Source organism: Terribacillus halophilus, assembly GCF_900162685.1.
Classification (GTDB): Bacteria; Bacillota; Bacilli; order Bacillales; family Amphibacillaceae; genus Terribacillus; species Terribacillus halophilus_A.
In genome coordinates, this window is the sequence record NZ_LT727817.1 from 31,008 (window position 1) to 55,508 (window position 24,501).

The following is a 24,501-nucleotide window of genomic DNA, read 5'->3' on the forward strand; positions in this document are numbered from 1 at the left end:
GCGGTAAGCAAGGGAGCCCGGAGTGGGTGTCTTTCCCACATAGGGATTCATTGCTTACAGCGCAGTTTCTGGTTTCTGCAGCTAGACATCACCGAAAAGCGGAGAGAGGCGGTTAGGGACGTAAGGATAAGCAAGGGCGCACGGAGTGGGTGTCTTTCCCACATAGGGATTCCTTGCTTATACTCTAGTCCCTGGCTCTCGCAGCTAGACATCACCGAAAAGCGGAGAAGAACGTTTAGAAACGGAGAAATAAGTGAGAAGACCCGGAGGAAGGTGTTCTTTCCTTTCGCAGGGACTTATCGCTTATAGCGCAGTTTCTGTTCTTCGCAGCTAGACACCACCGAAAAGCGGAGAGAGGCGGTTAGGGACGAAGAAGTAAGCGAGAAAGCCCGGAGTGGATGTTTTCTCCACGCAGGGATTTATCGCTTACGGCGCAGTCCATGGCTCTCGAAGCTAGACATCACCGAAAAGCGAAGAAATCGGTTAAAAACGGAGTGGTAAGCAGGAATTCCCCAGATTAAATCAATTCCCCACGCTACCTCTTCTACCTTTACATAGATAATCCCTTCTATCTTGCACAAAAAAGCACACCAAGGATGCTTCCTTTCACATCCTTGACATGCTTTGCCTCTGCTTCTTTCTATCTTATCCTTTATTGGTTTGGAATAATCCTACTTCATTAAAACTTAACACTCCTGTTAAACTGTTTTACCATTCCTATCAGCAATAAAAGAATAAAGGCGAGGGATGTTGTGACGATAATTCCTGTATGCAGAGTTGTCTTTTCCATCTCAAGTATATCCGTTGCTAGAGTAAGTATACTGGAAGGCAGATAAGTCGCTGTATCAGGTAGGACAGTCGAAAGGATTGCTATACTGGCTAGAATTAGAATTGAAATACCTGCTACCCCTCCGCTGCGGCGAAGAAATGTACCAACAAATAAGGTGACTGTAATAACTAGTACGATCCATAAACAATAAATCATAAAGCTTTTCCAAACGGAATCAAACGAAACATCGGTAAATAAATTATTTGTGTAGTACCATGCAACTCCATAGGAAAGAGAAAAGGCACTTAGATGGAGCAATACAAGCATTGTCCACTTACTGAAAATGTAGGTGGCAGTACTAAGAGGCCTAGTGAATAGTTGCATGAGAGCGCCTGTATTCCTCTCCTGCACAATGACATTCATACAAGCTAGTACGATAATCGCTGTTCCAATTGTATGCAGTTGGGATAATGTACTTACCAGTACTTCTCCTCCACTGGGGATAGGCAGTTCCACTATTGCACCTTCTGGCAAACTGTTCGAGTTTTCCAAGATAGCCGGCATAAAATATAGCGTGATTGGTTGGAGAATTGTCATTAGAAGCATAACAGCAGGCAGCCAAACTAACTTCTTGTCTCTCCAAGCTTCCAGCCATTCTTTACGAAACAGTGCGTTAAACTTGTTCAACTTTCCATCACCTCCATGTAACGTTCCTCTAAGGATTTTTCTTCTGCTCCAAAGTAACAGACTTGTATATTCTGCTCAATGCAACTTTGCAATAACATATTTGACGTTATACCGGGTTTTAATGTTCCAACAACCCTCTTAGTTTCCTGCACTTCTATTTTTTCATAAAGTTTACGCAGTATTCCATCTGGTAGAGTTTTTGATGTTTCCAAGCGATAACGTTCTTTAAGCAGCTTACCTTTCCATTCCTTCATATCCTCATATGAAATCCCCTGTCCCTCTCTCATAATCAACGCCTTATGACAGACTTGCTCTGCATCATGCAATACATGCGTCGAGAATAAGATGGCCATCTTACTCTTCAATCCATCCATGATATTCATCACATTTATCCTTCCTGCTGGATCAAGTGCAGAGACCGGTTCATCCAGCAGAAGGATTTGTGGTTCATGTAAGATAGCCTGCGCTATACCGAGCCGCTGTTTCATGCCCCCAGAGAAACTGCCTATTTTCTGCTTTTGCGCTTTTAATAAACCAGTCAGTTCTAGTACGTATTGAATTCGTTCTTTTGTTATTCGATTTGTCATTCCTGATAAAGTACCTGCTAACAGAAGATATTCTTTCGGGTACATCCAATTAAAAAAAACAGGGTGCTGAGGCAGAAAGCCAACTTTATCTCTACTAAGTGCTTTGTTCTGACTCAATATCACACCGTCAGTAGGTGCTATTAAACCTGCTAGCATGTGTAAAGTTGTTGTCTTACCAGCTCCATTTGGTCCTAAGAGCGCAAGACACTCATTTTCCTTAAGTTGGAGATTCAAGTTGTTAACTGCAACATGTTTCCCAAATTGTTTTACCAAACCCCTTGCTTCCAATATAGCCATCTACCTATCTCTCCTTTTTCCGACGACAAAAAATAAGACCGGTCCGATAATACTCACGCAAAAAATGATGATGATCCAGAGCCATTTTGGTCCTAGTGTATGTTCTGCTCGAATGCAATGGATAAGTGCAGTTACTAGTAAGATCAACTGCACTGCAAGAACAGGCAACAGCAATGAGAGTATATTCTCCACTTCCAGCTACCTCCTTCTGTCTCTGCGAATAATGAATATATAGTAACAAAGGAGTGGCATTGGAAACTGTATCAACCCAACAATCCCCCAGGCCCATGCATATGTGCCTCTTTTTTTAGCATCTATATATAACCAAATCCCTTGCGCCAGTAAAACTGGTATAACAAAGAGAGTGATTGTTAATTCATGCGCTGTCATTACATCACCCTCCTTTTTCTTCTCTCAACCAACAATAGAATGAGAACTGCAGCAGCTGATGTGAATTGCATAACATAAAAAGCCCACATGATATGCACAACTGCTACGATATATAAAGACAGCAAGACACATGCGAGAAGGATGAATCCAAATAATTCTTTACGCAGGCTTTCCTGATATCGCTTCTCTCCACAATTCAGCTGGTGGATGATCTCCTCAGCATCCGGGATATCAATTGGCACTTTCCTGTCCATTTCTGACCACGTTTCATTCATTTCCTTGATTACATCATCATGCTTCATCACGCCACTCCTCTCTTAATTTCTTTTGTGCATAATGGATACGAGATTTAACCGTTCCTTTTTTTAATTTTGCCATTGCAGCAATCTCCTCAATGGAATAGCCATAATAATGACGAAGCAGGATGAGCGTTCTCGTCTTTGTAGATAGGGTGGAAAATAATTCGAGGTGCAGTGACCAATCCAGATTTTCTTGTGCCAACTCCCATTTCATTTTTCGTTTTTCATTCTCAGTCAGCTGCTCATGTCTTTTTATATCTCGTTTTCTTTTTCGTTGTTCGTCCAAGAATAGACGCGTTGCAATTGATATCAGCCACGTGGAAAACTTTGATTGATAACGGAATTTAGGTAAATTTATATAGGCACGTATCATCGTTTCCTGCAGTAAGTCTTCTGTCATTTCTTTATTCATGGTGAGTTTGAAGAGATAACGATATAAGAATGTATAGTATTGCTGGAATAGCAGACTGAAAGCTGATTTATCTTTCTTAGCATTCTCGATCGAAACACTATCTACCGCGTCTTCCATTTCACCCCCCCTTTCCTATCTGTTGTCTATATGACGTTTGAGATATCGGTAAAGTTCAATCAAACATAAAAAAAGAGCTGCACCTTTTCGGTACAGCTCTTCTTCCAATCATTTATTCTTCTTTATCGTTCTTAGATCCTTCTTCCATTGCCTCTACATCGCTTGCGTCACCAGTAGTTGTGTCATCGGATTCAATTTCTGCAGTTGGTGCTGTGACTGTTGCGATCGTTGTATCAGCGTCTGTGAGTATTTCGTACGTGCCGTTTGTTGGCAGGTCACCTACACTGATACTGTCACCGACCTCCAACTTAGAAACATCGACTGAAATATGATCCGGAATATCATTAGGTTTTGCACTGATTTCTAAATCGTACAATGGCTGCTGTAATACGCCGCCTTCTTTAGAACCTGGTGCATCTCCCTCCAGCTGAATCGGTACTTCTACAGTGCGCGCTTCAGACATGTTTACTACAAAGAAATCAGCGTGCAAGATACGATCTTTTAATGGGTCCGTTTGGTAATCGTGCAGCATAACATCTACTGCATCTCCTGTTATATCCAAGGAGATTACCGCATTTTTCCCTTCATCACGTACTGTTTTTAATAAGTCGATACTATCTACTGCAACACTTACAGGCTCTTTCCCGTTGCCATACACGATTGCAGGGATAATACCCTCCTCGCGTAATTCATTGAGATACGACTTTGTATGGTTATCTCTTTTATTTGCTTTAAGTTTTACTGCCATCATAATCACCCTCCATGTTTTTACGCATCTACATGTAAGGATTCCCTTATGATTCAGGCACTAAACATATAATCAATCAAATAGTACACTAACAGATTGCTGTTCATGAATACGAATGATCGCTTCACTGAACAATGGTGCCACAGAAAGCTGTGTGATATTGTCAATTTGCTTCTCTTCTGGAAGCGGAATAGAGTTTGTCACAACAAGCTCTTTAATTTGAGAATTTTGGATTCGCTCGATTGCCGGTCCAGATAATACTGGGTGAGAGCATGCTGCATATACTGCTGTTGCGCCTTTTTCTCTTAAAGCATTAGCTGCTAGTGTAAGGGTACCAGCTGTATCAATGATGTCATCAATAATGATTGCTGTTTTTCCTTTGATTTCGCCGATAATATTCATTACCTCTGCCACGTTTGGACGCGGACGGCGCTTATCAATGATTGCAATCGGTGCTTTCAGACGGTCAGCCATACGGCGAGCACGAACTACACCACCATGGTCAGGAGATACAACAACGATATCTTCCAAGTTCTTTTTCTCGAAGTAATCAGATAGAATCGGAACACCGACTAGATGATCAATTGGAATATCGAAGAAACCTTGAATTTGCGGTGCGTGCAAATCAAGCGTCAAGACGCGTGTTGCACCAGCTGTTTGCAGAATATCAGCAATCAATTTACTTGTAATTGGTTCACGAGAACGTGCTTTACGGTCCTGACGTGCATAACCGTAGTAAGGCATGATAATGTTAATCGTTTTAGCTGACGCACGTTTTAATGCATCAATCATGATAAGCAATTCCATCATGTGCTGGTTAACCGGCGCGCTAGTGGATTGAACAACATACACATCGCAGCCGCGGATACTTTCTTCAATATTAATCTGGATTTCGCCATCGCTAAAGTGGGAGACAGTGATTTTACCCAATTCTACGCCAATGTGGTCTGCAATTGACTTAGCTAACTCCGGATTGGAATTCAAAGAAAAAACTTTTAACGATGGATCAGTATAAGGCATGTCAAGTAACCCTCCAAAATTATTTATTCTTAAAATAAGAAGTTTTGTTTTCTTGTCTTGCTCTAGCAATTGATAAAGCTTCTGATGGTACATCATCTGTAATTGTCGAACCTGCTGCTACTAAAGCACCTTTTCCGACTGTGACTGGCGCAATCAGGTTTGTATTACAACCGATAAACGCATTGTCCTCAATCTTCGTCAGATGTTTATTTTTTCCGTCATAGTTCACTGTTATTGTACCACAACCGATATTGACATCTTTTCCTACTTCAGCATCGCCAATGTAGCTCAAATGAGATACTTTACTTCCATCTGCAATCGATGCTTTTTTCACTTCAACAAAGTTACCAATCTTCACATTATCGCCAAGCTGTGCTTGTGGGCGGATGTGAGCAAATGGTCCGATATTGACATCATTGCCAATCTCACTGTCATGCGCAACGCTTTGTTTCACAATTGTACGGTCTCCAATTGTGACATCCTTCACTTCTGAGTTCGGGCCAATGATACTATCTTCCCCAATTACCGTGTTTCCTAGAATCATTGTGCCCGGTAAGATTGTCACATCCTGGCCGATTACGGCATCCGTACTGATGTAAGTAGACGTGGGATCTACAATTGTTACACCATTGCGCATGTGCTGCTCATTGATACGGCGTTTCATAATTTGTTCCGCTTCGGAAAGTGCAACGCGATCATTTACACCCATTGTTTCATCAAAGTCAGCTGTCTGGTATGCAGTCACCAGTTTGTTGTCTTTCTTCAATAGTTCCAGTACATCTGGAAGGTAATACTCACCTTGAGCATTATCGTTCGATACATTATGTAATGTTTGGAACAATAATTTATTATCAAAGCAGTATGTACCCGTATTAATCTCATCAACGAGCAATTCTTCTGCATTCGCATCCTTGTGCTCTACAATACGAAGTACTTCTCCTGCATCATTGCGAATGACACGGCCGTAACCTGCAGGTTCTGGTGCTTTTGCAGTCAAAACTGTTGCACTTGCCCCTTGCTGTTCATGATGATCAAGTAATGCTTGAATCGTCTGACTTGTGATTAACGGTGTATCTCCGCTCAGCACAACAGTCACACCGTCTTTATCCTTTAGGAACTCTTCTGCCTGCAGTACGGCATGGCCTGTACCTAGCTGTTCTTCCTGCAAAGCATAAACGCTTGCATCGCCAAGCTGTGCTTGAACCGACTCCGCTCCATGTCCTACAATCGTAATCAATTTATTTAAGTGTAAAGAATTTAACTGGTCAGTAACATGCTGTACCATTGGCTTTCCCATAACAGGATGCAGCACTTTGTACAGCTTTGATTTCATCCTGGTGCCTTTTCCAGCAGCAAGGATGACTGCATATCGGTTGGACATGCGAACCCTCCATTCTTTTATCCTCTGTAAATATATCTTAAAATAATTGTCATTTCAACAGGAGGCTGGCTTGATTTCACGTAATTCGAGACAATTTTATATCCAAATGCATAATTAATGGCATAAAAATAACAGCCATTCCATATGTTAGAACAGCTGTTAGTTTTGCCTTTATGAAAGATGGCAGAATACCATCTGTTATTCTCCTATTAAGAAGCACCTGCTGCTTCTTCATATTCCACCACTTCTACTTCTTCATCTCCTGCACGATGATATTCCTGTAGCACCGCATCCTGAATCTTGCTCCGTGTGCCGGAGTTGATTGGATGTGCCACATCACGGAATTCGCCGTCTGGTGTACGTTTGGAAGGCATAGCGACAAATAAGCCGTTATTTCCTTCAATGACACGAATATCATGTACAACAAACTCTTGATCCATTGTAATAGAAGCGATAGCACGCATTCTTCCCTCGGTATTAACGCGGCGTAATCTTACGTCAGTTACTTCCATTATGTTTCACCACCCTTACCTTATTTAGAACTTATTACCAGTAATTCTACAAAACTCTGGAAACTCCTTCTAAACCTAAAACTTTTTTAAAAAAAATTTCAGTAAGGGATTGGAACATTATCTTAGCTAAAGTAATTACCTTTTTGTACGTCAATTTGCTTATTGCGGACATCTACGTTCTGTATCTTAATCAGCGACGTGTAATCTTCCACTACACGATCCTCTTCTTCATCTTCAGCTTCCGCTAATACACCAATAGCAGTGACATTAGCATTAAATTCTTGAAGAAGGCTCTTCATGCCATTGATCGTACCGCCAGCTTTCATGAAGTCATCAACAATACATACATTGGCTTGATCCGGTATGCTACGCTTCGATAGGACCATCGTCTGTATCTTCCTTGACGATCCAGAAACATAATTGACACTCACCGTAGATCCTTCTGTTACTTTCGGATCTCTTCTAACAATGACAACGGGGACGTTCAAATAATTCGCTGCTGCATAAGCAATCGGGATACCTTTTGTAGCAACTGTCACAACTACATCAATTTTGCGGTCATGAAAAGCTGTCGCAAAAAGACGGCCAATTTTGTTTACTGCAGCAGGTTCTCCAAGAATATCACTCATGAACAAATATCCTCCTGGCAGAAGTCGATCCGAATCCGCCAGCTTATCACAAAGCTCATCAATGAAGGAGGCACTGTTTTCCTTTGAGTAGATGGGGATATAACGAACACCGCCAGCTGCACCTGATACAGATTGCAAATACCCAATTCCTTCTTGCTGGAACATATCATTTATAATAGACAAATCTTCGCTTACGGAAGATTTGGCAGCAGCGTACGTTGTTGAAAAATATGGCAAAGACACCAATTGCTGCGGATGATTTATCAGATAATTCGTCATCGCAACCAAACGTTCACTTCTTTTCATCTCTACACCTCAAAACCGAATGTTATTGTTAGATAATAACACTCTCGTACGGTTTTAATCAAGCTCAGGCCGCCCGCCAAGCATCCGTACAACATACACTTGCTCACAAAATCCTCTCAAGCTGTTGTATATCCGGTATGCGCGACTCTCTTGGGATACAAGAGAAAAGACAGTTGGTCCGCTGCCGCTCATCAATACCGCATCTGCTCCTGCTTCAGCCATCTGCTGTTTAATTTGTTTCACTTCCGGACATAGCTTCAGTGTGACAGGTTCCAACACATTTGCGACCTTGTCACAAATAGATTGAAAATCTCCATGCTCAATCGCATTAACCATTCCTTTTGTATCAGGATGCTCAATACCTTCAATCTTTAACTGCTGATAAATTGTCTGAGTGGAAACACCCACTCCGGGGTTAGCTAAAACAACCCAGCAAGCCGGTGGAGCTGGAAGTTCTTTTATCTTCTCTCCACGGCCGGTCGATAGCGCTGTTGAACCATATACACAGAAAGAAACATCCGAGCCGATTTTTGCTCCTAGCTCAGCCAGTGTATCAAGGGATAATCCCAATTCCCATAATGTGTTCAGACCACGCAATACAGCCGCTGCATCACTGCTTCCGCCTGCAAGACCGGCTGCGACCGGTATCTGCTTATCTATGTATATCTTGACACCTTTATCAATGTTATATGTATCTTTGATCAATTGCGCCGCACGGTAGGCAAGATTGCGTTCATCGTTCGGTACAAATCTGTTATCCGATTCGATTTCAATCTTGTTCTCCTGTAACACGATTAACTCTATCCGGTCTGCCAGATCAATCGTTGTCATCACCATCTCTACCTCATGATAGCCATCCGGGCGTTTGTATAGTACGTCCAACGAAAGATTGATCTTAGCTGGCGCCTTTTCGAGCAAATACATGTCATGTCACCTACTTTAGTTGAATTTCTTCAAAATTGTATCATAAAAAGAAGGTGCAGGCTATTCTGCCTGAAAAGAAGCAGCCCTCCTCTTAACTAACTGAGAAGGGCTGCTACTTATTACTGTTTATCTTGCATCGACTGCTCAGCCATAGCGATTGCATACTTTACCATATTCCCCGCGTCGCGAGAACGTATGCCGCCCCAGCCTTCCTTCTGTACCGTGTCGTAAAACCCAAGTTCTTTTGCAATTTCCTCTTTTAGTGCATCAGACATAATACCTCTTCTTCTGCCCAAAGAAAACAGCTCCCTTCTGATATTTACGACACGCTTATTATCTGTCTCTTCAGCTAATGTTATGCCTGTCAGATCTATACAAAAAGGGCAAAATAAAAAGGCAGAGGAGAATCCTCTGCCTTTTTCTAGCATTATTTAGCGATTTCATTCAAATCGTCTGTATCAAAATCTAATTCTACTGTTTCGGTTAAGACATCTGCATAGCTATAGGAGACACGCTCAAACGCATTCTCATCTTGATCAAGTTCTACGATGAATACAGCTGGATACGTTTCCGCAAGTACTCCGCAACGTTCGATGGTTTTCTTTCTCCCACCATTAGCTTTCAATTTTAAACGTTTACCAATTTGTCCTTCCAGACCCTGCTTAATTTCAACTAATGTTTTAGCCACTGCACTCCACCTCACTGATCTAATCATAGCACAATTAAGATATGAAGTCAAATAAAACTTATCATTATAACAGCATATCAATTTTGATGTCAATGAAAAGATTAAATGTTTCTTATTTCAATTTATTCTTTCAAATATGTGCAAAATTATGCATCAGTGGTAGATTTATGTGGCAGATTACTTATTCAGTTGTCTTCTTCTTCCTCATCCGGATCTATATAAGGCAGCCCAGTTCGAAGTAATCCGCGGGTTTCAATCCCCCCCAGCCCACGTTCTCCTGTCAATGTATTTCGAAGCGCATCCCACACACCAACTTTTTCCATAAATGGTGTAAAAGCAATTTTAGCTACAATATAAACAGGATCTAAAGCATGGATATTGATTCTGCTCGGTGAACTTGCAAAGTTTGCACCAGCTCGAATCAAGGATTCAAAATGGGATTGGCAGGCACCAGCGAAAATGACTAATTGGTCTAGATGCGGGTATAGCCGACGAGCTTCTCTAACTGTCTCCACAAAGTATTGGGAATGTCGATAAGCCTTCATATCATGCTTATCTCCTTTATTTTTCTGAAAGGCATCATGTCCGGTTATGACAATAATATCTGGTTGGATTTTTTGTAGAAGGGAAGCAATTTGGAGCGGCATCTCTTTTTCCTGCAGATGAACACCGTGTACTTGAATGCCGAACCGCTGGTAAAAATCGATACATTTCTTCAGATACGTTCTGTCTCCGTCAATATGGAGAACCTTCGCAGGGATTTGAAAGTAGTTTGGACTGTGCTGATAGCCTGCAGTCGAATCATATTCCCGCTTATCCTTCATCAGCATATAATCCTGGCGAAAGAGACGGTAGGAATAATCTTCTTTATCTTGCCATGTTTTCTTTTGTTTGCTTATTTCGCGTGTGCCAGCTTTCACGAGATCATCCTCTGGAGCATCAGCGATAAGACGCATATCTTCTCCATGCAGAATGACTTTATTAGCCGTAAAGCTGGACACACGAAACAATAAATCGTGCTGGTATGATTTTCTCGTGACGATATCACCAATCGTCCATTCCATTCCCGTTCACCTCATCCACCAAAGCTTTCTTCTACAGCTTATGATAGGTGGGCAAAAGTGTTCAGCTTCTAGCTGTAAAGGTGTTGGCTAAGGCAGCAAATTCATCCATAGCAAGCGATTCACCTCTGCGAGTGCCATCAATGCCTGCTTCATTCATAATGTCTTCCAGCTGCTCTTTTGAGAATTTAGCAGAGAAATGTCGATTTAAATTATTGCGGAGCGTTTTGCGGCGCTGCGCAAAGGATGCCTGTATAAGCTCGAAAAAGAACTTCTCATCTTCTACTGCAACAGGAGCTTCTTTACGCAGCTCCAGATGCAATACTGCGGAATCGACGTTTGGCTGTGGCATGAAAGCAGTCTTCGGCACCGTCATGACAACAGCAGCTTCTGTATAATATTGAACTGCGAGCGACAGGGAACCATAGCTCTTTGAATTCGGTGATGCAGCCATCCGATCAGCTACTTCTTTTTGAATCATTACAGTAATACTGGAAATTGGGAGCTCTCTAGTTAACAGATTCATTAAGATTGGTGTTGTAATGTAATATGGCAAATTCGCAACAATTTTCACTTCTTGATCTCCGAAGTACTGCTGCAATTCTTTTTGTACATCTGCTTTCAGTATATCTTCATTCCGAATTTGAACATTATCATACGGAGACAATGTATCTTCAAGAATCGGCAATAAGCGCTGATCAATCTCAAATGCCAATACTTTTTTTGCAGCAATTGCCAGCTGCTCTGTCAAAGCACCCATTCCAGGTCCAATTTCAATTGCACCAGATTCTTTCGTTACTCCTGCATGGTGAATAATATTTCGCAAAATGTTTGTATCAATTAAAAAGTTCTGCCCGAGACTTTTCTTAAAGGAGAAATTATATTTCTGAAGCAGCTCCTTTGTTCGTGTCGGGGTGGCTATATGCCGTTCATTTGTCATCTTCTTCCTCCTGTATAATGCGTTGCATCGTTTCAACGAACAGCTGCTCTGATATACGGAACATCGCCAGCCGCTTTAGCAGCTGCTTTCCATTCGTATGCCCGATCGCTAGTCTTTCTCCTAGCAGTTTTCGCCTTTGTTTTGCTTGCGGTCCTCCTAAAAGGCCGTAAGCGATGACAGCTTCCCTGGATATTTGCGGTTCGTAGGTCTTATCCATCTCATATACTTGCCCCAAAGCAGCACGGATTGATTCAGCTGTTGCATGTTCGATACCGATCCCTTTATTATGCTTTGCACGTGCTTTATCCTTTGATAAAAACGCATGCTTACAGCCTGGTACTGCCTGAGAGACAATATGACGAATCCGCTCACCAGGATAGTCCGGATCTGTAAAAATAATGACGCCCCGCTTCTCTTGCGCATGTCTAATTTGCTCAATTACACTCGCATTAACAGCAGAACCATTCGTCTCGATTGTATCTGCCTCGATTGCTTGGTTTATCTTAGCTGTGTCGTCTTTCCCTTCCACGACAATAACTTCTTTAATTTGCACGCTTTTCCCTCTATGCTTTGATTTGATATAGTCTTTCTGCATTCCGCATCGTCAGCTCTGCCAGTTCCTCATAGCCGATACCGCGGAGCTCGGCAATCTGTTCTGCCACCAGTTTTACGTAAGCTGGTTCATTGCGTTTGCCGCGATTTGGATGCGGTGCTAAGTAAGGACAATCTGTCTCGATTAACAAACGATCTGCCGGCACTATCTTTGCTACTTCCTTTGGCGCTCGCGCATTCTTAAACGTGACAGGTCCGCCTAGCGATATATAAAAGTTCATATCAAGAAACTCCTGAATCAGATCAGCTTCATCACTATAGCAATGCATAATACCGCCAACTTCCGCTGCCCCTTCTTCTCTCAGGATAGGAATTATATCTGCTGTTGCCTCCCTGTTATGAATGATGATTGGGAGCTTTACGCGTCTTGCTAGCTGGATTTGCTGGCGAAGTACGTCTTTTTGAACATCCTTCGGTGATTTATCCCAATGATAATCAAGGCCCATTTCACCAATCGCGACAACTTTTGGATGAGTTGATAACTCTTCTATTCGCTCTAAGTCTGTATCTGTCATATCAATTGCATCTACAGGGTGCCAGCCAATTGCTGCATAAACGAAATCATACTTTTCCGCCAGTTCAATTGCTGATGTGATTCCTTCTGCGTCACAGCCAATCACAACAAGACGAGAAACACCCGCATCCACTGCACGCTGCAGCATTTCTTCGCGATCTTCCGCAAACTGCTTATCATTAATATGAGCATGTGTATCAAATAACATAAAACATTGTCCTTTCTATCTAATAAAAAAAGGAAAAACGCTTGTGTACAAGCGTCTCCCTCTCCTTCTTTATTTTACAATGGAACCATTCGGTAAAGCTTGCTCCACTGTTGCCAATGCCAGTTTTCCATCCGCACTTTCACCAGAAAGAATCATCCCCTCAGACATTTCACCCCGAAGTTTAACTGGCTTCAGATTTACTACACAAATTACTTTCTTTCCTACTAATTCTTCCGGCTCGTAATGCTCTGCAATTCCTGAGATAACTTGGCGTTTTTCCGTACCCAAATCCAGCTGAATTTTCAATAGCTTGTTCGCCTTCTTCACTTTCTCTGCTGCAATAACTTCTGCCACTCGGAATTCAAGCTTTGCGAAATCGTCATACTGCACTTCTGGCAGTTTCGCAATGTCTTGTTCTTCTGCCGGTTTAGCCTTTTTCTCTGGTTCCGGAACCTTCATCATATTCTTAATTGCTTCCACTTCCACTTTGGCATCCAAACGAGGGAAGATTGGGCCTTCTTTTTTCACTTGGCGGCCTGCCTTCACTTCGGAAGAAAGCAGCGTATCCCACGTTTGGCTTGCTTCCTCTACGCCAAGCTGATCAAAGATTTTCGCTGGTGTTTCCACAAGGAATGGGCGAAGCAAGATTGCCACTTGGCGCAATACTTCTGCAAGATGCGCAAGTACATTGCCTAGACGGTCCGCCTGCGCTTCATCTTTTGCTAATACCCATGGTTTTGTTTCATCAATATACTTGTTTGCTCGGCTTACTAACTGCCAAATCTTCGCGAGCACAACGGAAAACTCCATGTTTTCCATTCCGTCTTCCACTTCTTTTACTGTTTGTTTTGCCATGTCTTCCAGCGCCTGCTCAAATTCTGTTTCTCCAGCTGTATAAGCCGGTACAGTACCACCCTTGTATTGCGTAATCATAGCCACTGTACGGTTCAGCAAGTTACCAAGGTCATTCGCCAAGTCAAAGTTTGTGCGATCGACAAAGCCTTCTGGTGTGAACACACCGTCTGCACCGAATGGCACTTCACGAAGCAAGTAGTAACGAAGCGGATCAAGACCATAGCGCTCTTTCAAATCAACCGGGCTCACCACATTTCCCTTTGATTTACTCATCTTGCCGTCCTTCATAAGAATCCATCCATGCGCGAATACTTTCTTCGGCAATGGCAAGTCGAGCGCCATTAGCATGATCGGCCAGTAAATTGTATGGAAACGGACAATTTCTTTACTCATCAAATGCACATCAGCCGGCCAGTACTTCTGGTACAAGCTGTCGTCGTCGGAACCATAACCAAGTGCGGTAATATAATTCGATAGCGCATCAATCCACACGTAAATAACGTGCTTCGGATTTTCCAGCACTTGTGGCCCCCATTCAAATGAAGTACGAGATACTGCCAAATCTTCCAGACCAGGCTTAATGAAGTTATTAATCATTTCATTCTTCCGGCTCACTGGCTGGATGAATTCAGGATTTTCTTCATAATGTTTTAACAGACGATCTGCATATTTGCTCGTACGTAAGAAATAAGACTCTTCTTTCACACGATCAACAGGTCCGCCACAGTCAGGACATTTGCTGTCTTGCAGCTGTGTTTCTGTAAAGAAAGATTCACAAGACGTACAATACCAGCCTTCGTATTCATCTAAGTAGATATCGCCCTGCTCTAAAAGACGGGAGAATATTTTCTGAACCGTTTCTTTATGACGCGGTTCCGTTGTTCGAATGAAGTCTGTATTTGTTATTTCTAGTGTCTTCCATAAATCTTTTATACCCTTAACAATATCATCTACATACGCTTGCGGTGTTACACCTTTTTCTTCTGCTTTCTTTTGAATCTTCTGGCCATGCTCATCAGTACCTGTCAGATACGCAACATCGTATCCACGCAGACGCTTGTAGCGCGCCATCGCATCACCTGCCACCGTCGTATAGGCATGTCCGATATGTAGCTTGCCACTCGGATAATAAATCGGCGTTGTAATATAAAATGTTTTATTTTCTTTCTGCATCTGCTTACCCTCCATTATCAAAAAAGCTCATTAAGATGAGCTGCTCGTATGCATTTACACTTACCTCTATTGTAGCGACTTTCCAGCATAAATTCCAATGCGGCTGAATTTTTTTCATCGCGATGCGACAGAAAAGGAATCGAATCTGCGTATTTTATAGTAGTAATCCGACAAATCATGTTAATTTGTCGAATAATGTCGACTTATCGACACATTTCTTTTGTCATTGTTCCAATAAAACCCCCTAATTTATTTTACTTATTTTACATAAATATACATTAATAAAGGTAAAAAGACCTGCTCATTTCCCTTTCTCCTGTTTTTACTGTAAGAAACACGCTTTACTTCAAGATATTTGAATTGACACATATGTCAATCACTGGTACGATAGCTTTAGTTAAATTGTCGAATAATGACGAATCAACATATATATACACCCGAGAGGAGAAACAAAGGATGAAATCAACAGGTATTGTACGTAAAGTAGATGAATTGGGAAGGGTTGTAATTCCAATCGAATTGCGCCGTACACTTGGCATCAACGAAAAGGATGCTTTGGAAATTTACGTGGATGATGATCGCATCATTCTTAAAAAATACAAACCAAACATGACTTGCCATATCACTGGCGAAATTTCTGATGATAACTTGTCATTGGCAAATGGCAAATTAGTTCTTAGCCGCGAAGGTGCAGAAGAGCTAATCAATGAAATTCAAACACGTTTGAACAAATAAGCAAAAACCGCTCCTTTTAATGGAGCGGTTTTTTTAGTCTACATGATAGGCCTGATAAACGTCGCGTTTCGACAGCTTGCGATCAATAGCTACTTGTTTGATTGCCTGCTTAGATGGAATATCGTCTTTCTCTACATACCAATCTACGTGTTCCTGTATACTCATGTTCTCCCAAAAAGCTTGCTCTGCTTCCTGCAGCTCTGCTTCTGATGCACCTTCTACCACGATACAGAACTCGCCGCGTAAATTCTCAGATGCAGCCCATTCCACGGCTTCTTGCAAATCCCCCCGCAGAAATTCTTCATAACGTTTAGTCAGTTCTCTTCCTAACGCCACTTTGCGTTCACCGAAACTGTCGTGTATAGCCGATAACGTTTCTTTTAAACGATGAGGACTTTCATAAAAAACCAATGTTGCTGTCACCTTACGCAGTTTCTCCAATTCCCCAGTTAGATCTCTTTTCTTCCTCGGCAAAAATCCGAAGAACTGATAAGCATCAGTAGAAATGCCAGAACCAACTAATGCGACCAGTGCTGCATTAGCTCCTGGAAGTACAACTACCGGATAACCAGCTGCTGCAGCTGCTTGAACTAATTCCTGACCAGGATCGGAAATTGCTGGCATACCAGCATCGCTGACCAACCCGACATCTTTCTCTTCTGCTAACAAATCCAGCAGCATTTGTTCTCTCGCTTTACGATTATGTTCGTGATAACTGATTAACGGTGTTTGAATATCAAAGTGATTGAATAACTTTATCGTGTTGCGTGTATCTTCTGCAGCGACAGTATGTACTTGCTTCAATGTTTCCAGTGCTCGCAATGTAATATCCTGCAAGTTGCCAATCGGTGTTGGTATTATAAAAAGTGTTCCTGTCTGGTGCTTCTCAAAACTTTTCTGTGATTGCATGGTGACTTCCCCCTTCCAATATAAGCTTCCATTTCTGCTGCTTAGAGAGCTGTTTGATTCGATACTCCTCCCGCAATGCCGCTTGTCGCGTTCCGAATAATTGGAGGTATACCAAGATGAATGGTCCTCTGCCTCTTGTATATTTCGCACCTTTTCCAGTTGCGTGCTGCTTTAAGCGGTTAGCAAGTGCATTCGTATATCCCGTATACAAACTTTCATCCTTGCACTTTAATATATAGACAACATGCTTATTTTCTCCCATACAGGATTTCCTCTAATTCATCCGTATATCCCCCACTTGCAGTATGTGAATAAAGCGGAGGCAATACTTTTAAGCCAGGATTGCCATTACGTACCCCTTCGATTAACAGGATATTCGCTTCTTTATCAGGCTTCGGATAAACAAGCCGCATGCGTTTTGGCTCGATTTTCTGCTGACGCATCGACGTAACAATATCAAGCATTCGCTCCGGACGATGCACCAGACTCACCTTTCCTCCTGGTTTGACAAGCTTGCGGCAAGCCAGAATCACATCATCCAATGTACACATAACTTCATGACGAGCAATTGTCAGATGATCATTCAGATTTTGCTCGCGTTTGCCAGGCGTCTTGAAATAAGGCGGGTTACAAGTAACAGCATCGAAAGGACCGTTACCAAAGAAAGCCGGCATGTCTTTTAAATCCCCATGCACGATATCCAACTGTTCATCCAGCTCATTTAATGTCACATTGCGTACTGCCATATCATAAAGGCGCCCCTGAATTTCAACGCCTGTAATTTGTGCTTTCGTTCTTCTGCTCATCAATAAGGGGATAACGCCATTACCGGAGCATAAGTCTAATATTTTTCCCTTTGTAAGAGGAATAGATGCAAAATCAGCTAGAAGCACTGCATCTAATGAGAAGGCAAATACAGTCGGACTTTGGATAATACGCATATTTTGCTCCGCAAGCAGGTCGTCTAGCCGTTCATCTCCCTTTAATTCCACCATACAACTAATTCCCCTCTTTATTTTATTACAAAAAAGGACCTTCCCTACTGCGTGTAAGGAAGGCCGCCACATCATTTATTCTTATTCAAGAACGTCAAACAGAACAAGCAATCTTCATTACGTCTCGGACTGCCGAAGTGCACATTACAGATATGGAAACCTTCTTCATATAAACGCGCTAGGTTGTCATATCCTTCGCCAATCGGTGCTTCCTTAGACGGTGCGGCCTTGCTGCCAGCTTTTTGCTCCTGTGCAGCTTGGCCATCTAGACGATTGCGCAGATGATGATTCTCTACCGTTAAACGGTTGTTCTCTTCCAACAGCTCCGCTACATGACCTTTAACATCACCCAATTGCTTGTACAGCTGGCCGATCTGCTCTTCCATCTGTGTGACATGCTCCAGTATTTCCTTTTTATTCACCGTCTCTCCACCCCATCAGTCCATGGCTTGCGTTGAGATAACTCCTTCTTCGATCAGTTCATCTAAGGTATACTCGATAACCCGTTCCTTCTCCGGTACTTCAATCTGAATCAACCGTTCCAAAATGTTCAGGCCTACTACCTTACCTGATCCGTAAGAAGTCCGAATCGCTTCACCTAAATCCGGTAGCTCACGTTTCGCCTCTTCGTACTCATCATTTTCATACTTCAAGCAGCACATAAGCCTTCCGCATAAGCCGGAGATCTTCGCCGGATTCAGCGATAGGTTCTGATCCTTTGCCATCTTGATAGACACTGGCTCGAAATCTCCTAGAAAAGTAGAGCAGCAAAGCATTCTGCCGCAAGGTCCAATTCCGCCTAGCAGCTTTGCTTCGTCACGCACACCAATCTGTCTAAGCTCAATCCGAGTCTTAAATACTGCCGCTAAATCTTTCACCAGGTTACGGAAATCAACCCGGCCGTCTGCTGTAAAGTAGAAAATCACTTTATTTCGGTCGAAAGTATATTCTACTTCAACCAAATTCATATCAAGTTTATGATCGCGAATCTTTTTCTCACAAACTTTATACGCTTGCGCAGCGTTCTCTGTATTTTCCGCCACACTATATTTATCTTTGTCTGTTGCGATACGAATAACCTTTTTCAGAGGAAGGACAATATCCTCTTCGTCTACTTGCTTATCTGCAAGTACAACTCGTCCGAATTCTACGCCGCGAACAGTCTCTACAATAACATAATCTTCCAGCGCAACAGAAAGGTTGCCTGGATCAAAGTAATAGATCTTACCCGCCTTTTTAAAACGGACACCAATGACTTGCATCTACCAATTCACCTCTGCATCTGAAGTGTTAATTTCTCCATAACAAGTGCAGGATGGACATTTTGATCTAATTGGCGTTTTGCTTCCATAATAGACTGCAAACAATCTGTAGCTCGCTGCCTCGTCCAATGGCGAAGGCTGTTTTCAAGCCTGTCTTTTTCCTGTATATAGATAATGGAATCCGGCCTGTCAGCATAAAGATAGATAATGTCTTTAAACCACAATAATAGCAGATGTAACGCCAGTTGCTGCAACTCGCGGTCCTTCATTACAGGCATCCATTGACTATGGACAAACAAAAGCGCTTCATTAGGCCTAGTTTCCAGCACTTCTACTAATTGTACCACTAGTTTTCGCGCTTTAGCAAACCACTCTTGCTCGGAAATCTCCATAGCTTCCTCATAATTGTTCGTCAACTGGGATAAAAGACGTGCTGAGGATTGTGATATTCCCTCGGAAATAAGCAATTTCGCAAATTGTTCTTCCTGTAATGGCTGCAGCGCTAGTATTTGGCATCTGGATTGAATTGTCTGAAGCAGAGCCTGACTATTCTCTGTCAGCAGAATTGCTGTTGTGTGCGCTCCAGGCTCCTCCAGAAACTTGAGCAGGCGATTGGATGCATTTGCTGTCATTTTATCCGCATCTTCCATGACGTATACCTTACGTTCCGATTCCATACCTGTATAAGAAAATTCTTTCTGCAGCTTGAGAATCTGTTCATTCTTGATTGAAGCACCATCCGGAACAATCCAATGAAGGTCTGGATGGTTGCCAGAATCAATACGGCGGCAGTCCTTACAATCATTGCAAGGTTCAGCACCTTTGCGGTTCTTACAAAAAATACTTTTAGCATACAAGCGGCTCAATTCCGCTTTGCCAGTACCGCGCGACCCCTGAAATATGTAAGCATGAGATATTCGATCGCGTTTCAGACTGTTGATGAGCATTTTGCTCACCACAGGCTGCTTGGCAGACATTTCCGTCCAATTAGACATACTGTTCTTCCTTTATCAGTTACTTTACGTGTAAAGATTAAACAGGAGCCCTTTTATTTCTCCAATCAGTCCGAGAACACCAATCTGCTGCTTTTCTTGATCCATTAAGATCTCTGTCAGCTCCATTAGTTTCTCATCTATCTGGCGCACTGTTGTGAGTCGCCGGGCTCCGTTCTGGTTCCAGGAATGCTCATGATGCAGCTCCATTCCATTTTCCTTTACATCTTCCATGAATTTCTTAATCTTTCTTTTATATAAAGTAAGCTCGCGAAACGACCTTGTCTTTGCAAGCCGCTCTCCTTGCTTTGTGATGTCCGTTATCAGCTGCTGTAACTCAGCTCCTTGCAGCTTCCTGCTTTGAGACTGCACCAAGTCCTGAAACCGTCTTGGTTCTGTTGGTGTCTGTGTTGTGTTCTTACGTGCTGCATCCAGCTGTGCACGTATCTCCGGACCGATTTTCAACGGTATAGTCTCCTTTATTTAGAACTTGAAGAAGGAATCAACAGGAAGTACGAATACAGTTGCTCCGCCAACCTCTACTTTGACCGGGTTCGGGATATAGGAATCTGCGTTGCCTCCCATAGGGGAAATAGGTGCCACCATCTGATTTCGCTGGCTGCAGTTATCCTTAATGATATCCATTACATCATCTACTTGGTCATCTTCACAACCGACCATAAGTGTCGTATTCCCTGCTTTAAGGAACCCTCCGGTTGTAGATAGCTTGGTTGTTTTGTAGTTCTGATCTCCGAGTGCATCTGTCAGTCTGTTACTGTCTTTATCCTGAATAATTGCTAATACTAATTTCATCGCAATTCCTCCTCCATGTCTTTTCCATTACTTTTGCTTTAAAAAAGTCATGATCGCCTGCACAGCCTCTTCCGCTACTTCTGCAAGCGGCTTAGCAGCATCAAGTGCTACATAGCGGCTCTTGTATTGTTCCTGCAGGATCTGATACCCTTCATAGACGCGCTCATGAAAGGATAAAGCCTCCAAGTCCAATCGATTCTTCTCTCTACCTTTATTCTCCGAGATTCTTGCTAATCCTTCTTTTGGAGAAATATCAAAGAATAGTGTCAAATCAGGCATAGTTGATTCGACAGCGAAGCGATTTATTTCCATCACTTCCTCCATTCCAAGTCCGCGTGTATACCCTTGATAAGCCAAGCTGCTGTCAACAAAGCGATCGCACAGTACTATCATTCCCTTTTCTAAAGCCGGCCACACCTTCTCTACTAGGTGCTGTCTTCTCGCCGCAGCATAAAGCAGTGCTTCTGTACGTCCATCCATTTTTGTATTAGACGGATCTAAGATTACAGCACGAATTGCTTCTGCAATCTCAATACCGCCAGGCTCACGTGTCGACAGCACTTGATAGCCTTCTTCCTCTAAACGAGCTGCTAACAGCGGAATGGCAGAAGTCTTGCCTGCTCCTTCTCCGCCTTCCAGCGTAATAAACAATCCTGTCAAAAATCATTCTCCTTCATTTGCTATACGTAAGCATCCCTTCTGCAATCCGTTCATTTTGAAAAGAGATGCTGCTATTCTTCCATAATTGTATCATTTCCACATGCTGTTTTGTAACGATTTCTCCTTTTGCCAGTACCGGAATACCAGGAGGATAGGGAATAATCGATTCAGCTGCAATCATGCCGACTGCTTCTTCCCATGCTGTAAATTTTGCCTGCTTCTGCTCCATCTCTGAATAGCTTACAGGTAGTTCGGTTATAGGTTGTGTAAAGAGGCGAACCTCATGCACAGGCATTCTGTGCGAACAGCTTCCTACAGCATTAATTGTCTCCTCCACTCGCTGCAGTTCTTCTTGCGACAGACTTTCGAGTCCATGCACGAGCAAAATATGCCGATCTGTGACAAGTTCTGGGTAAATACCGTGTGACTCCAGTTCCGCTGCAAGCTGTTTTGGCTGATAACTCGGCTTAACCCGCAGCACAATTTTCAGCCAGTCACCATCCGGCTTTTCTACTTCCCAGCAATCTGATTGCGCAAGCACGCTCCGCAAAGTATCGATAGTCAACTGCAGGTTATTCATCTCCTCTGCTGAGCGTGTAGCTAAATACTTCCTTGCTGTATCTAGAGAAGCTAACAGCAAATAAGACGGACTGCTGGACTGCAGCATTCGTAAATAACGATCAATAGCGCCCACCTGGACATAGCCCCCGATGTTTACATGCAAGTATGAGGCCATCGTGAATGCTGGAGCCATTTTATGCGCTGACTGAACAACCACATCTGCTCCAGCCTGCAGTGCACTTAGAGGAAGTGACTCTGCTGTTCGAAGATGCACGCCATGTGCCTCATCGATTAGCACTGGCATGTTTGCTGCATGTGCTGCATCTACTATAACTTTCAAATCGAAAACTGTACCATAATAATCAGGGTACGTTAAAATAAGTGCTTTTGCCTCTGGATACATCTTGATTGCTTTTATAACTGTATGCTGTGATGGATGTGTATATCTTGCTTTCTCATCGTTGTACTCAGGAGCTAAAAATACCGGCTTCGCTCCTGCAAGTTCCAGTCCGTTTAATATGGACTTATGACAATTACGCTGCACTAACACTGTCTCATTCTGTTGGATGGTCCCCAATATCATTGCCAAGTTACCGACAGTACTTCCGCCAACTAAGAAACGGGACTGCTGTGCTCCGAAGTAATCTGCAGCTAAATGCTGCGCTTTCGCAATTACTCCCTCCGGTGCATGCAAATCATCCAAACCTGACAATTCTGTCTGATCAAGACGTGCTGCGCGCCGGAAGAAATCCTCTTTCTGAAATAGCGCGCCATGTTTATGTCCCGGAACATGAAATGATATCGATTTTCGTTCAGCGAATTGTATTAAACTATCATAAAGTGGCGTTTCTTCCTGATTCATTTCGTGTTTCTTCCTTTACTGATCTGTTTGTATTTATTATACGGACTAAAACAGAAAGAAAAAAGCCTGGTAAGAGGCTTTAGTGGAAAGTCATTTGATTAAGGTTGCGAAGTTTCTTCACAAAATAATGATATTGCACTTCTTTTGGTTCAGTCTGGACAATTTTCTGTTCGCATTCTCTGCATATAAAAAGGCGATACAGATGGATTCCTTCTTTTTTCTCTTGATCACATATACCGCATAAGCAACTTTTGCTCATCATTCTCCACCTCCGTTAGGATAGTTTCTCCTAAACTAACGAACTCTATACCTGCTAACCTTGTATTCTAGCCTATGTTTGCCTAGATCAGATGTTGTTTGTACGCTTTGTACGTATTGACGTTGTAAATTCAAGGACTAGCTGCCTTTTATATACTATAGGAAACTCCCCTAGCAAAAGAGCCACAGGAATAACTGGTGGACGAGCAGCTTGGGACTGTTTATAAAAGTCTTTTCAAACAGGCTAATTTTTTTTACACTAAAATAGAACATATGTTCGTTTTGTGGAAGGGAGGACTGCATGATGTGCAGCAAGGATGATCAGACGCCAACTAACATACACCCAAATGCAGCCTTAATGAATGGATTCCTAAAAGAGAAAGAGCATCGTTTAATCTATGAGCAAGCAGTACGTCTTCCATCTGCTGCTAATCTAAGCCGGCTCAACTCAGCTTTTCAGCAATTTTATATTGAAATACAGTTGACCAATTATCTTACAACTACACTCAGTTTTTATGCCAGCAATTACAGTAAACATGCTGCGAAGAAACAAAACCGGGAACTAGTTGTCCTTGATCAGCCAATTAATGAAGAACACGACAACAGTAAAAAGGACATGCTTATTGCCAGAGAGGATCAGCAGGTGTATGGATGGGAAGAAGCAATTCAAGACCCTGGACTCTTTTCGGCGATACAGGAGCTCCCTGACAAGCAAAAAGAGTACCTTGAGCTGCGTTTCGTCCATCAGCTCACACATACCGAGATAGCAGACAAACTAGACATCTCTCAACAAGCCGTTTCAAAATCTATTCAGTCTGCACTTAAGAAATTGCGGACTGTTCTATCAAAAGGAGCATTACCATGACAACCGATAATCTGATTTCTATGATTGGCAACCTCGGGTTCCCTATAGTCGTATCATTTTATCTGCTCATCCGGCTTGAACAAAACATAAAGCGCCTGGAACAGACATTGCAGGCGCTTATTGAACAAATCCAGAAAGGAGAAAATTAATATGGAGAGCTTATTTGACCTGACACTTAAAGCAAAAGCTAACGACAGAGCTGCTATGGAAGCAGTGCTCCTCCGCTTTCAGCCAAAGATTAGAAGATTGAGCAACAGCGCTCCTCCTGCATGGAAAGAAGATATGGAGCAAGAACTGTATATTCAGCTGATTAAAGCAATTCATCGATTCGAAATGCAAGAGGTCGATCCACAATGGAATCTTACACACTCAATCTATCCCGCCATATAAAAAATACCTGATCCATTTTGGATCAGGTATTTCATCTTGCCTGGCAGCGTCCTACTCTCGCAGGGCGAAC

General features: G+C 42.6%; 34 protein-coding genes. 4 read left to right on the plus strand and 30 right to left on the minus strand.

Annotation, left to right across the window (positions count from 1 at the left end; all coding sequences use genetic code 11):
- Window positions 1–679 precede the first annotated feature (679 nt).
- The 19 genes from B1K52_RS00165 to metG form a co-directional block, all read right to left on the minus strand.
- Window positions 680–1,456: an ABC transporter permease gene (locus B1K52_RS00165; RefSeq protein WP_077303838.1), complete on the minus strand. Its 777-nt coding sequence runs from the start codon at window positions 1,454–1,456 to the stop codon at window positions 680–682.
- Window positions 1,453–2,340, minus strand: a complete 888-nt coding sequence (locus B1K52_RS00170) for an ABC transporter ATP-binding protein (RefSeq protein ID WP_077303841.1) — start codon at window positions 2,338–2,340, stop codon at window positions 1,453–1,455. Before B1K52_RS00170 ends, B1K52_RS00165 begins: the two co-directional genes overlap by 4 nt.
- On the minus strand, window positions 2,341–2,532 hold the full coding sequence (locus B1K52_RS00175; RefSeq protein WP_077303844.1) for a PLDc N-terminal domain-containing protein: 192 nt from the start codon (window positions 2,530–2,532) through the stop codon (window positions 2,341–2,343). It lies immediately after the preceding gene.
- A gap of 6 nt (window positions 2,533–2,538) precedes the next feature.
- Window positions 2,539–2,730, minus strand: coding sequence for a transcriptional regulator (locus tag B1K52_RS00180; protein ID WP_077303848.1), 192 nt, complete (start codon window positions 2,728–2,730; stop codon window positions 2,539–2,541).
- Window positions 2,730–3,032, minus strand: a complete 303-nt coding sequence (locus B1K52_RS00185) for a YxlC family protein (RefSeq protein ID WP_077303851.1) — start codon at window positions 3,030–3,032, stop codon at window positions 2,730–2,732. The genes B1K52_RS00180 and B1K52_RS00185 overlap by 1 nt, the downstream gene beginning before the upstream one ends.
- Window positions 3,022–3,558 carry an RNA polymerase sigma factor SigY gene (gene sigY / locus B1K52_RS00190; RefSeq protein WP_077303854.1) on the minus strand — a complete coding sequence of 179 codons (537 nt, stop codon included), beginning with the start codon at window positions 3,556–3,558 and terminating at the stop codon, window positions 3,022–3,024. Before sigY ends, B1K52_RS00185 begins: the two co-directional genes overlap by 11 nt.
- A 112-nt stretch (window positions 3,559–3,670) precedes the next feature.
- Window positions 3,671–4,306: a 50S ribosomal protein L25/general stress protein Ctc gene (locus B1K52_RS00195; RefSeq protein ID WP_077303936.1), complete on the minus strand. Its 636-nt coding sequence runs from the start codon at window positions 4,304–4,306 to the stop codon at window positions 3,671–3,673.
- 72 nt (window positions 4,307–4,378) lie between these two features.
- Entirely contained in the window at window positions 4,379–5,326 is a 948-nt protein-coding gene (locus B1K52_RS00200; RefSeq protein WP_077303857.1) for a ribose-phosphate diphosphokinase, read from the minus strand.
- Window positions 5,327–5,345: 19 nt separating this feature from the next.
- Window positions 5,346–6,707: a bifunctional UDP-N-acetylglucosamine diphosphorylase/glucosamine-1-phosphate N-acetyltransferase GlmU gene (glmU, locus tag B1K52_RS00205; protein ID WP_077303860.1), complete on the minus strand. Its 1,362-nt coding sequence runs from the start codon at window positions 6,705–6,707 to the stop codon at window positions 5,346–5,348.
- 209 nt (window positions 6,708–6,916) lie between these two features.
- On the minus strand, window positions 6,917–7,219 hold the full coding sequence (gene spoVG / locus B1K52_RS00210; protein ID WP_077303863.1) for a septation regulator SpoVG: 303 nt from the start codon (window positions 7,217–7,219) through the stop codon (window positions 6,917–6,919).
- Between the two features lie 122 nt (window positions 7,220–7,341).
- The gene (gene purR, locus B1K52_RS00215; RefSeq protein WP_077303866.1) at window positions 7,342–8,154 is read right to left on the minus strand and encodes a pur operon repressor; all 813 of its coding nucleotides are present in this window, start codon (window positions 8,152–8,154) and stop codon (window positions 7,342–7,344) included.
- 54 nt (window positions 8,155–8,208) lie between these two features.
- Window positions 8,209–9,078, minus strand: a complete 870-nt coding sequence (ispE, locus tag B1K52_RS00220; protein ID WP_077303869.1) for a 4-(cytidine 5'-diphospho)-2-C-methyl-D-erythritol kinase — start codon at window positions 9,076–9,078, stop codon at window positions 8,209–8,211.
- 119 nt (window positions 9,079–9,197) lie between these two features.
- Entirely contained in the window at window positions 9,198–9,374 is a 177-nt protein-coding gene (locus B1K52_RS00225) for a small, acid-soluble spore protein, alpha/beta type (RefSeq protein WP_077303939.1), read from the minus strand.
- 131 nt (window positions 9,375–9,505) lie between these two features.
- Window positions 9,506–9,766, minus strand: coding sequence for a biofilm formation stimulator Veg (gene veg / locus B1K52_RS00230; protein WP_038562465.1), 261 nt, complete (start codon window positions 9,764–9,766; stop codon window positions 9,506–9,508).
- A gap of 185 nt (window positions 9,767–9,951) precedes the next feature.
- Window positions 9,952–10,830, minus strand: coding sequence for a sporulation peptidase YabG (yabG, locus tag B1K52_RS00235; RefSeq protein ID WP_077303872.1), 879 nt, complete (start codon window positions 10,828–10,830; stop codon window positions 9,952–9,954).
- Window positions 10,831–10,891: 61 nt separating this feature from the next.
- Complete coding sequence (gene rsmA / locus B1K52_RS00240) at window positions 10,892–11,767, minus strand: 16S rRNA (adenine(1518)-N(6)/adenine(1519)-N(6))-dimethyltransferase RsmA (protein WP_077303875.1); 876 nt, start codon at window positions 11,765–11,767, stop codon at window positions 10,892–10,894.
- Window positions 11,757–12,320: a ribonuclease M5 gene (rnmV, locus tag B1K52_RS00245; RefSeq protein ID WP_077303942.1), complete on the minus strand. Its 564-nt coding sequence runs from the start codon at window positions 12,318–12,320 to the stop codon at window positions 11,757–11,759. Before rnmV ends, rsmA begins: the two co-directional genes overlap by 11 nt.
- Window positions 12,321–12,330: 10 nt before the next feature.
- Window positions 12,331–13,101 (minus strand): TatD family hydrolase, encoded by a 771-nt coding sequence (locus tag B1K52_RS00250; RefSeq protein ID WP_077303878.1) that lies wholly within the window; start codon window positions 13,099–13,101, stop codon window positions 12,331–12,333.
- 69 nt (window positions 13,102–13,170) lie between these two features.
- Window positions 13,171–15,129 (minus strand): methionine--tRNA ligase, encoded by a 1,959-nt coding sequence (metG, locus tag B1K52_RS00255; protein ID WP_077303881.1) that lies wholly within the window; start codon window positions 15,127–15,129, stop codon window positions 13,171–13,173.
- A gap of 456 nt (window positions 15,130–15,585) precedes the next feature.
- On the opposite strand from metG, the gene B1K52_RS00260 reads away from it, so the two are divergent.
- On the plus strand, window positions 15,586–15,864 hold the full coding sequence (locus B1K52_RS00260; RefSeq protein WP_038562480.1) for a transition state genes transcriptional regulator AbrB: 279 nt from the start codon (window positions 15,586–15,588) through the stop codon (window positions 15,862–15,864).
- A 33-nt stretch (window positions 15,865–15,897) separates the two neighbouring features.
- Here B1K52_RS00260 and rsmI read toward each other — a convergent pair whose 3' ends face one another.
- From rsmI to B1K52_RS00315, 11 genes are all read right to left on the minus strand, one after another.
- Window positions 15,898–16,773 (minus strand): 16S rRNA (cytidine(1402)-2'-O)-methyltransferase, encoded by an 876-nt coding sequence (gene rsmI / locus B1K52_RS00265; RefSeq protein ID WP_077303884.1) that lies wholly within the window; start codon window positions 16,771–16,773, stop codon window positions 15,898–15,900.
- Window positions 16,751–17,035 carry a GIY-YIG nuclease family protein gene (locus B1K52_RS00270; protein WP_077303887.1) on the minus strand — a complete coding sequence of 95 codons (285 nt, stop codon included), beginning with the start codon at window positions 17,033–17,035 and terminating at the stop codon, window positions 16,751–16,753. The genes rsmI and B1K52_RS00270 overlap by 23 nt, the downstream gene beginning before the upstream one ends.
- Window positions 17,022–17,768: a tRNA1(Val) (adenine(37)-N6)-methyltransferase gene (locus tag B1K52_RS00275; protein WP_077303891.1), complete on the minus strand. Its 747-nt coding sequence runs from the start codon at window positions 17,766–17,768 to the stop codon at window positions 17,022–17,024. The genes B1K52_RS00270 and B1K52_RS00275 overlap by 14 nt, the downstream gene beginning before the upstream one ends.
- A gap of 71 nt (window positions 17,769–17,839) precedes the next feature.
- On the minus strand, window positions 17,840–18,190 hold the full coding sequence (gene yabA / locus B1K52_RS00280) for a DNA replication initiation control protein YabA (RefSeq protein WP_077303894.1): 351 nt from the start codon (window positions 18,188–18,190) through the stop codon (window positions 17,840–17,842).
- A gap of 15 nt (window positions 18,191–18,205) precedes the next feature.
- Entirely contained in the window at window positions 18,206–19,030 is an 825-nt protein-coding gene (locus tag B1K52_RS00285; protein WP_077303897.1) for a PSP1 domain-containing protein, read from the minus strand.
- An 8-nt stretch (window positions 19,031–19,038) separates the two neighbouring features.
- On the minus strand, window positions 19,039–20,025 hold the full coding sequence (holB, locus tag B1K52_RS00290) for a DNA polymerase III subunit delta' (protein WP_077303900.1): 987 nt from the start codon (window positions 20,023–20,025) through the stop codon (window positions 19,039–19,041).
- Window positions 20,026–20,049: 24 nt separating this feature from the next.
- The gene (locus B1K52_RS00295; protein WP_077303903.1) at window positions 20,050–20,487 is read right to left on the minus strand and encodes a YaaR family protein; all 438 of its coding nucleotides are present in this window, start codon (window positions 20,485–20,487) and stop codon (window positions 20,050–20,052) included.
- A gap of 18 nt (window positions 20,488–20,505) precedes the next feature.
- A complete protein-coding gene (locus tag B1K52_RS00300) occupies window positions 20,506–20,835 on the minus strand; it encodes a cyclic-di-AMP receptor (protein ID WP_077303905.1) in 330 nt (109 codons plus the stop codon).
- Window positions 20,836–20,862: 27 nt separating this feature from the next.
- The gene (gene tmk, locus B1K52_RS00305) at window positions 20,863–21,495 is read right to left on the minus strand and encodes a dTMP kinase (RefSeq protein ID WP_077303908.1); all 633 of its coding nucleotides are present in this window, start codon (window positions 21,493–21,495) and stop codon (window positions 20,863–20,865) included.
- A gap of 13 nt (window positions 21,496–21,508) precedes the next feature.
- On the minus strand, window positions 21,509–22,918 hold the full coding sequence (locus tag B1K52_RS00310; protein ID WP_077303911.1) for an aminotransferase class I/II-fold pyridoxal phosphate-dependent enzyme: 1,410 nt from the start codon (window positions 22,916–22,918) through the stop codon (window positions 21,509–21,511).
- A 79-nt stretch (window positions 22,919–22,997) separates the two neighbouring features.
- Window positions 22,998–23,180, minus strand: a complete 183-nt coding sequence (locus tag B1K52_RS00315; protein ID WP_077303914.1) for a sigma factor G inhibitor Gin — start codon at window positions 23,178–23,180, stop codon at window positions 22,998–23,000.
- A 300-nt stretch (window positions 23,181–23,480) separates the two neighbouring features.
- On the opposite strand from B1K52_RS00315, the gene B1K52_RS00320 reads away from it, so the two are divergent.
- Genes B1K52_RS00320 through B1K52_RS00330 form a run of 3 tightly spaced genes read left to right on the plus strand, consistent with a single transcriptional unit; the run spans window position 23,481 to window position 24,431 of the window.
- On the plus strand, window positions 23,481–24,041 hold the full coding sequence (locus tag B1K52_RS00320) for a sigma-70 family RNA polymerase sigma factor (protein WP_179106407.1): 561 nt from the start codon (window positions 23,481–23,483) through the stop codon (window positions 24,039–24,041).
- Window positions 24,038–24,190 carry a YvrJ family protein gene (locus B1K52_RS00325; protein ID WP_077303920.1) on the plus strand — a complete coding sequence of 51 codons (153 nt, stop codon included), beginning with the start codon at window positions 24,038–24,040 and terminating at the stop codon, window positions 24,188–24,190. Before B1K52_RS00320 ends, B1K52_RS00325 begins: the two co-directional genes overlap by 4 nt.
- Before the next feature lies 1 nt (window position 24,191).
- Complete coding sequence (locus B1K52_RS00330; RefSeq protein WP_077303924.1) at window positions 24,192–24,431, plus strand: helix-turn-helix domain-containing protein; 240 nt, start codon at window positions 24,192–24,194, stop codon at window positions 24,429–24,431.
- The last annotated feature ends 70 nt before the right edge of the window (window positions 24,432–24,501 follow it).

What these genes read in the sequence shown, in the direction of transcription:
- B1K52_RS00170 (WP_077303841.1), bottom strand. Translation starts at nt 2,340, where the DNA reads ATGGCTATATTGGAAGCAAGGGGTTTGGTAAAACAATTTGGGAAACAT.
- B1K52_RS00180 (WP_077303848.1), bottom strand. Translation starts at nt 2,730, where the DNA reads ATGACAGCGCATGAATTAACAATCACTCTCTTTGTTATACCAGTTTTA.
- B1K52_RS00185 (WP_077303851.1), bottom strand. Translation starts at nt 3,032, where the DNA reads ATGAAGCATGATGATGTAATCAAGGAAATGAATGAAACGTGGTCAGAA.
- sigY (WP_077303854.1), bottom strand. Translation starts at nt 3,558, where the DNA reads ATGGAAGACGCGGTAGATAGTGTTTCGATCGAGAATGCTAAGAAAGAT.
- B1K52_RS00195 (WP_077303936.1), bottom strand. Translation starts at nt 4,306, where the DNA reads ATGGCAGTAAAACTTAAAGCAAATAAAAGAGATAACCATACAAAGTCG.
- B1K52_RS00200 (WP_077303857.1), bottom strand. Translation starts at nt 5,326, where the DNA reads ATGCCTTATACTGATCCATCGTTAAAAGTTTTTTCTTTGAATTCCAAT.
- glmU (WP_077303860.1), bottom strand. Translation starts at nt 6,707, where the DNA reads ATGTCCAACCGATATGCAGTCATCCTTGCTGCTGGAAAAGGCACCAGG.
- spoVG (WP_077303863.1), bottom strand. Translation starts at nt 7,219, where the DNA reads ATGGAAGTAACTGACGTAAGATTACGCCGCGTTAATACCGAGGGAAGA.
- purR (WP_077303866.1), bottom strand. Translation starts at nt 8,154, where the DNA reads ATGAAAAGAAGTGAACGTTTGGTTGCGATGACGAATTATCTGATAAAT.
- ispE (WP_077303869.1), bottom strand. Translation starts at nt 9,078, where the DNA reads ATGTATTTGCTCGAAAAGGCGCCAGCTAAGATCAATCTTTCGTTGGAC.
- yabG (WP_077303872.1), bottom strand. Translation starts at nt 10,830, where the DNA reads ATGGAATGGACGATTGGTGATATCGTCACGAGAAAATCATACCAGCAC.
- rsmA (WP_077303875.1), bottom strand. Translation starts at nt 11,767, where the DNA reads ATGACAAATGAACGGCATATAGCCACCCCGACACGAACAAAGGAGCTG.
- B1K52_RS00250 (WP_077303878.1), bottom strand. Translation starts at nt 13,101, where the DNA reads ATGTTATTTGATACACATGCTCATATTAATGATAAGCAGTTTGCGGAA.
- metG (WP_077303881.1), bottom strand. Translation starts at nt 15,129, where the DNA reads ATGCAGAAAGAAAATAAAACATTTTATATTACAACGCCGATTTATTAT.
- B1K52_RS00260 (WP_038562480.1), top strand. Translation starts at nt 15,586, where the DNA reads ATGAAATCAACAGGTATTGTACGTAAAGTAGATGAATTGGGAAGGGTT.
- rsmI (WP_077303884.1), bottom strand. Translation starts at nt 16,773, where the DNA reads ATGCAATCACAGAAAAGTTTTGAGAAGCACCAGACAGGAACACTTTTT.
- B1K52_RS00270 (WP_077303887.1), bottom strand. Translation starts at nt 17,035, where the DNA reads ATGGGAGAAAATAAGCATGTTGTCTATATATTAAAGTGCAAGGATGAA.
- B1K52_RS00275 (WP_077303891.1), bottom strand. Translation starts at nt 17,768, where the DNA reads ATGGTGGAATTAAAGGGAGATGAACGGCTAGACGACCTGCTTGCGGAG.
- B1K52_RS00285 (WP_077303897.1), bottom strand. Translation starts at nt 19,030, where the DNA reads ATGCAAGTCATTGGTGTCCGTTTTAAAAAGGCGGGTAAGATCTATTAC.
- holB (WP_077303900.1), bottom strand. Translation starts at nt 20,025, where the DNA reads ATGTCTAATTGGACGGAAATGTCTGCCAAGCAGCCTGTGGTGAGCAAA.
- B1K52_RS00300 (WP_077303905.1), bottom strand. Translation starts at nt 20,835, where the DNA reads ATGAAATTAGTATTAGCAATTATTCAGGATAAAGACAGTAACAGACTG.
- B1K52_RS00310 (WP_077303911.1), bottom strand. Translation starts at nt 22,918, where the DNA reads ATGAATCAGGAAGAAACGCCACTTTATGATAGTTTAATACAATTCGCT.
- B1K52_RS00315 (WP_077303914.1), bottom strand. Translation starts at nt 23,180, where the DNA reads ATGATGAGCAAAAGTTGCTTATGCGGTATATGTGATCAAGAGAAAAAA.
- B1K52_RS00320 (WP_179106407.1), top strand. Translation starts at nt 23,481, where the DNA reads ATGTGCAGCAAGGATGATCAGACGCCAACTAACATACACCCAAATGCA.
- B1K52_RS00325 (WP_077303920.1), top strand. Translation starts at nt 24,038, where the DNA reads ATGACAACCGATAATCTGATTTCTATGATTGGCAACCTCGGGTTCCCT.
- B1K52_RS00330 (WP_077303924.1), top strand. Translation starts at nt 24,192, where the DNA reads ATGGAGAGCTTATTTGACCTGACACTTAAAGCAAAAGCTAACGACAGA.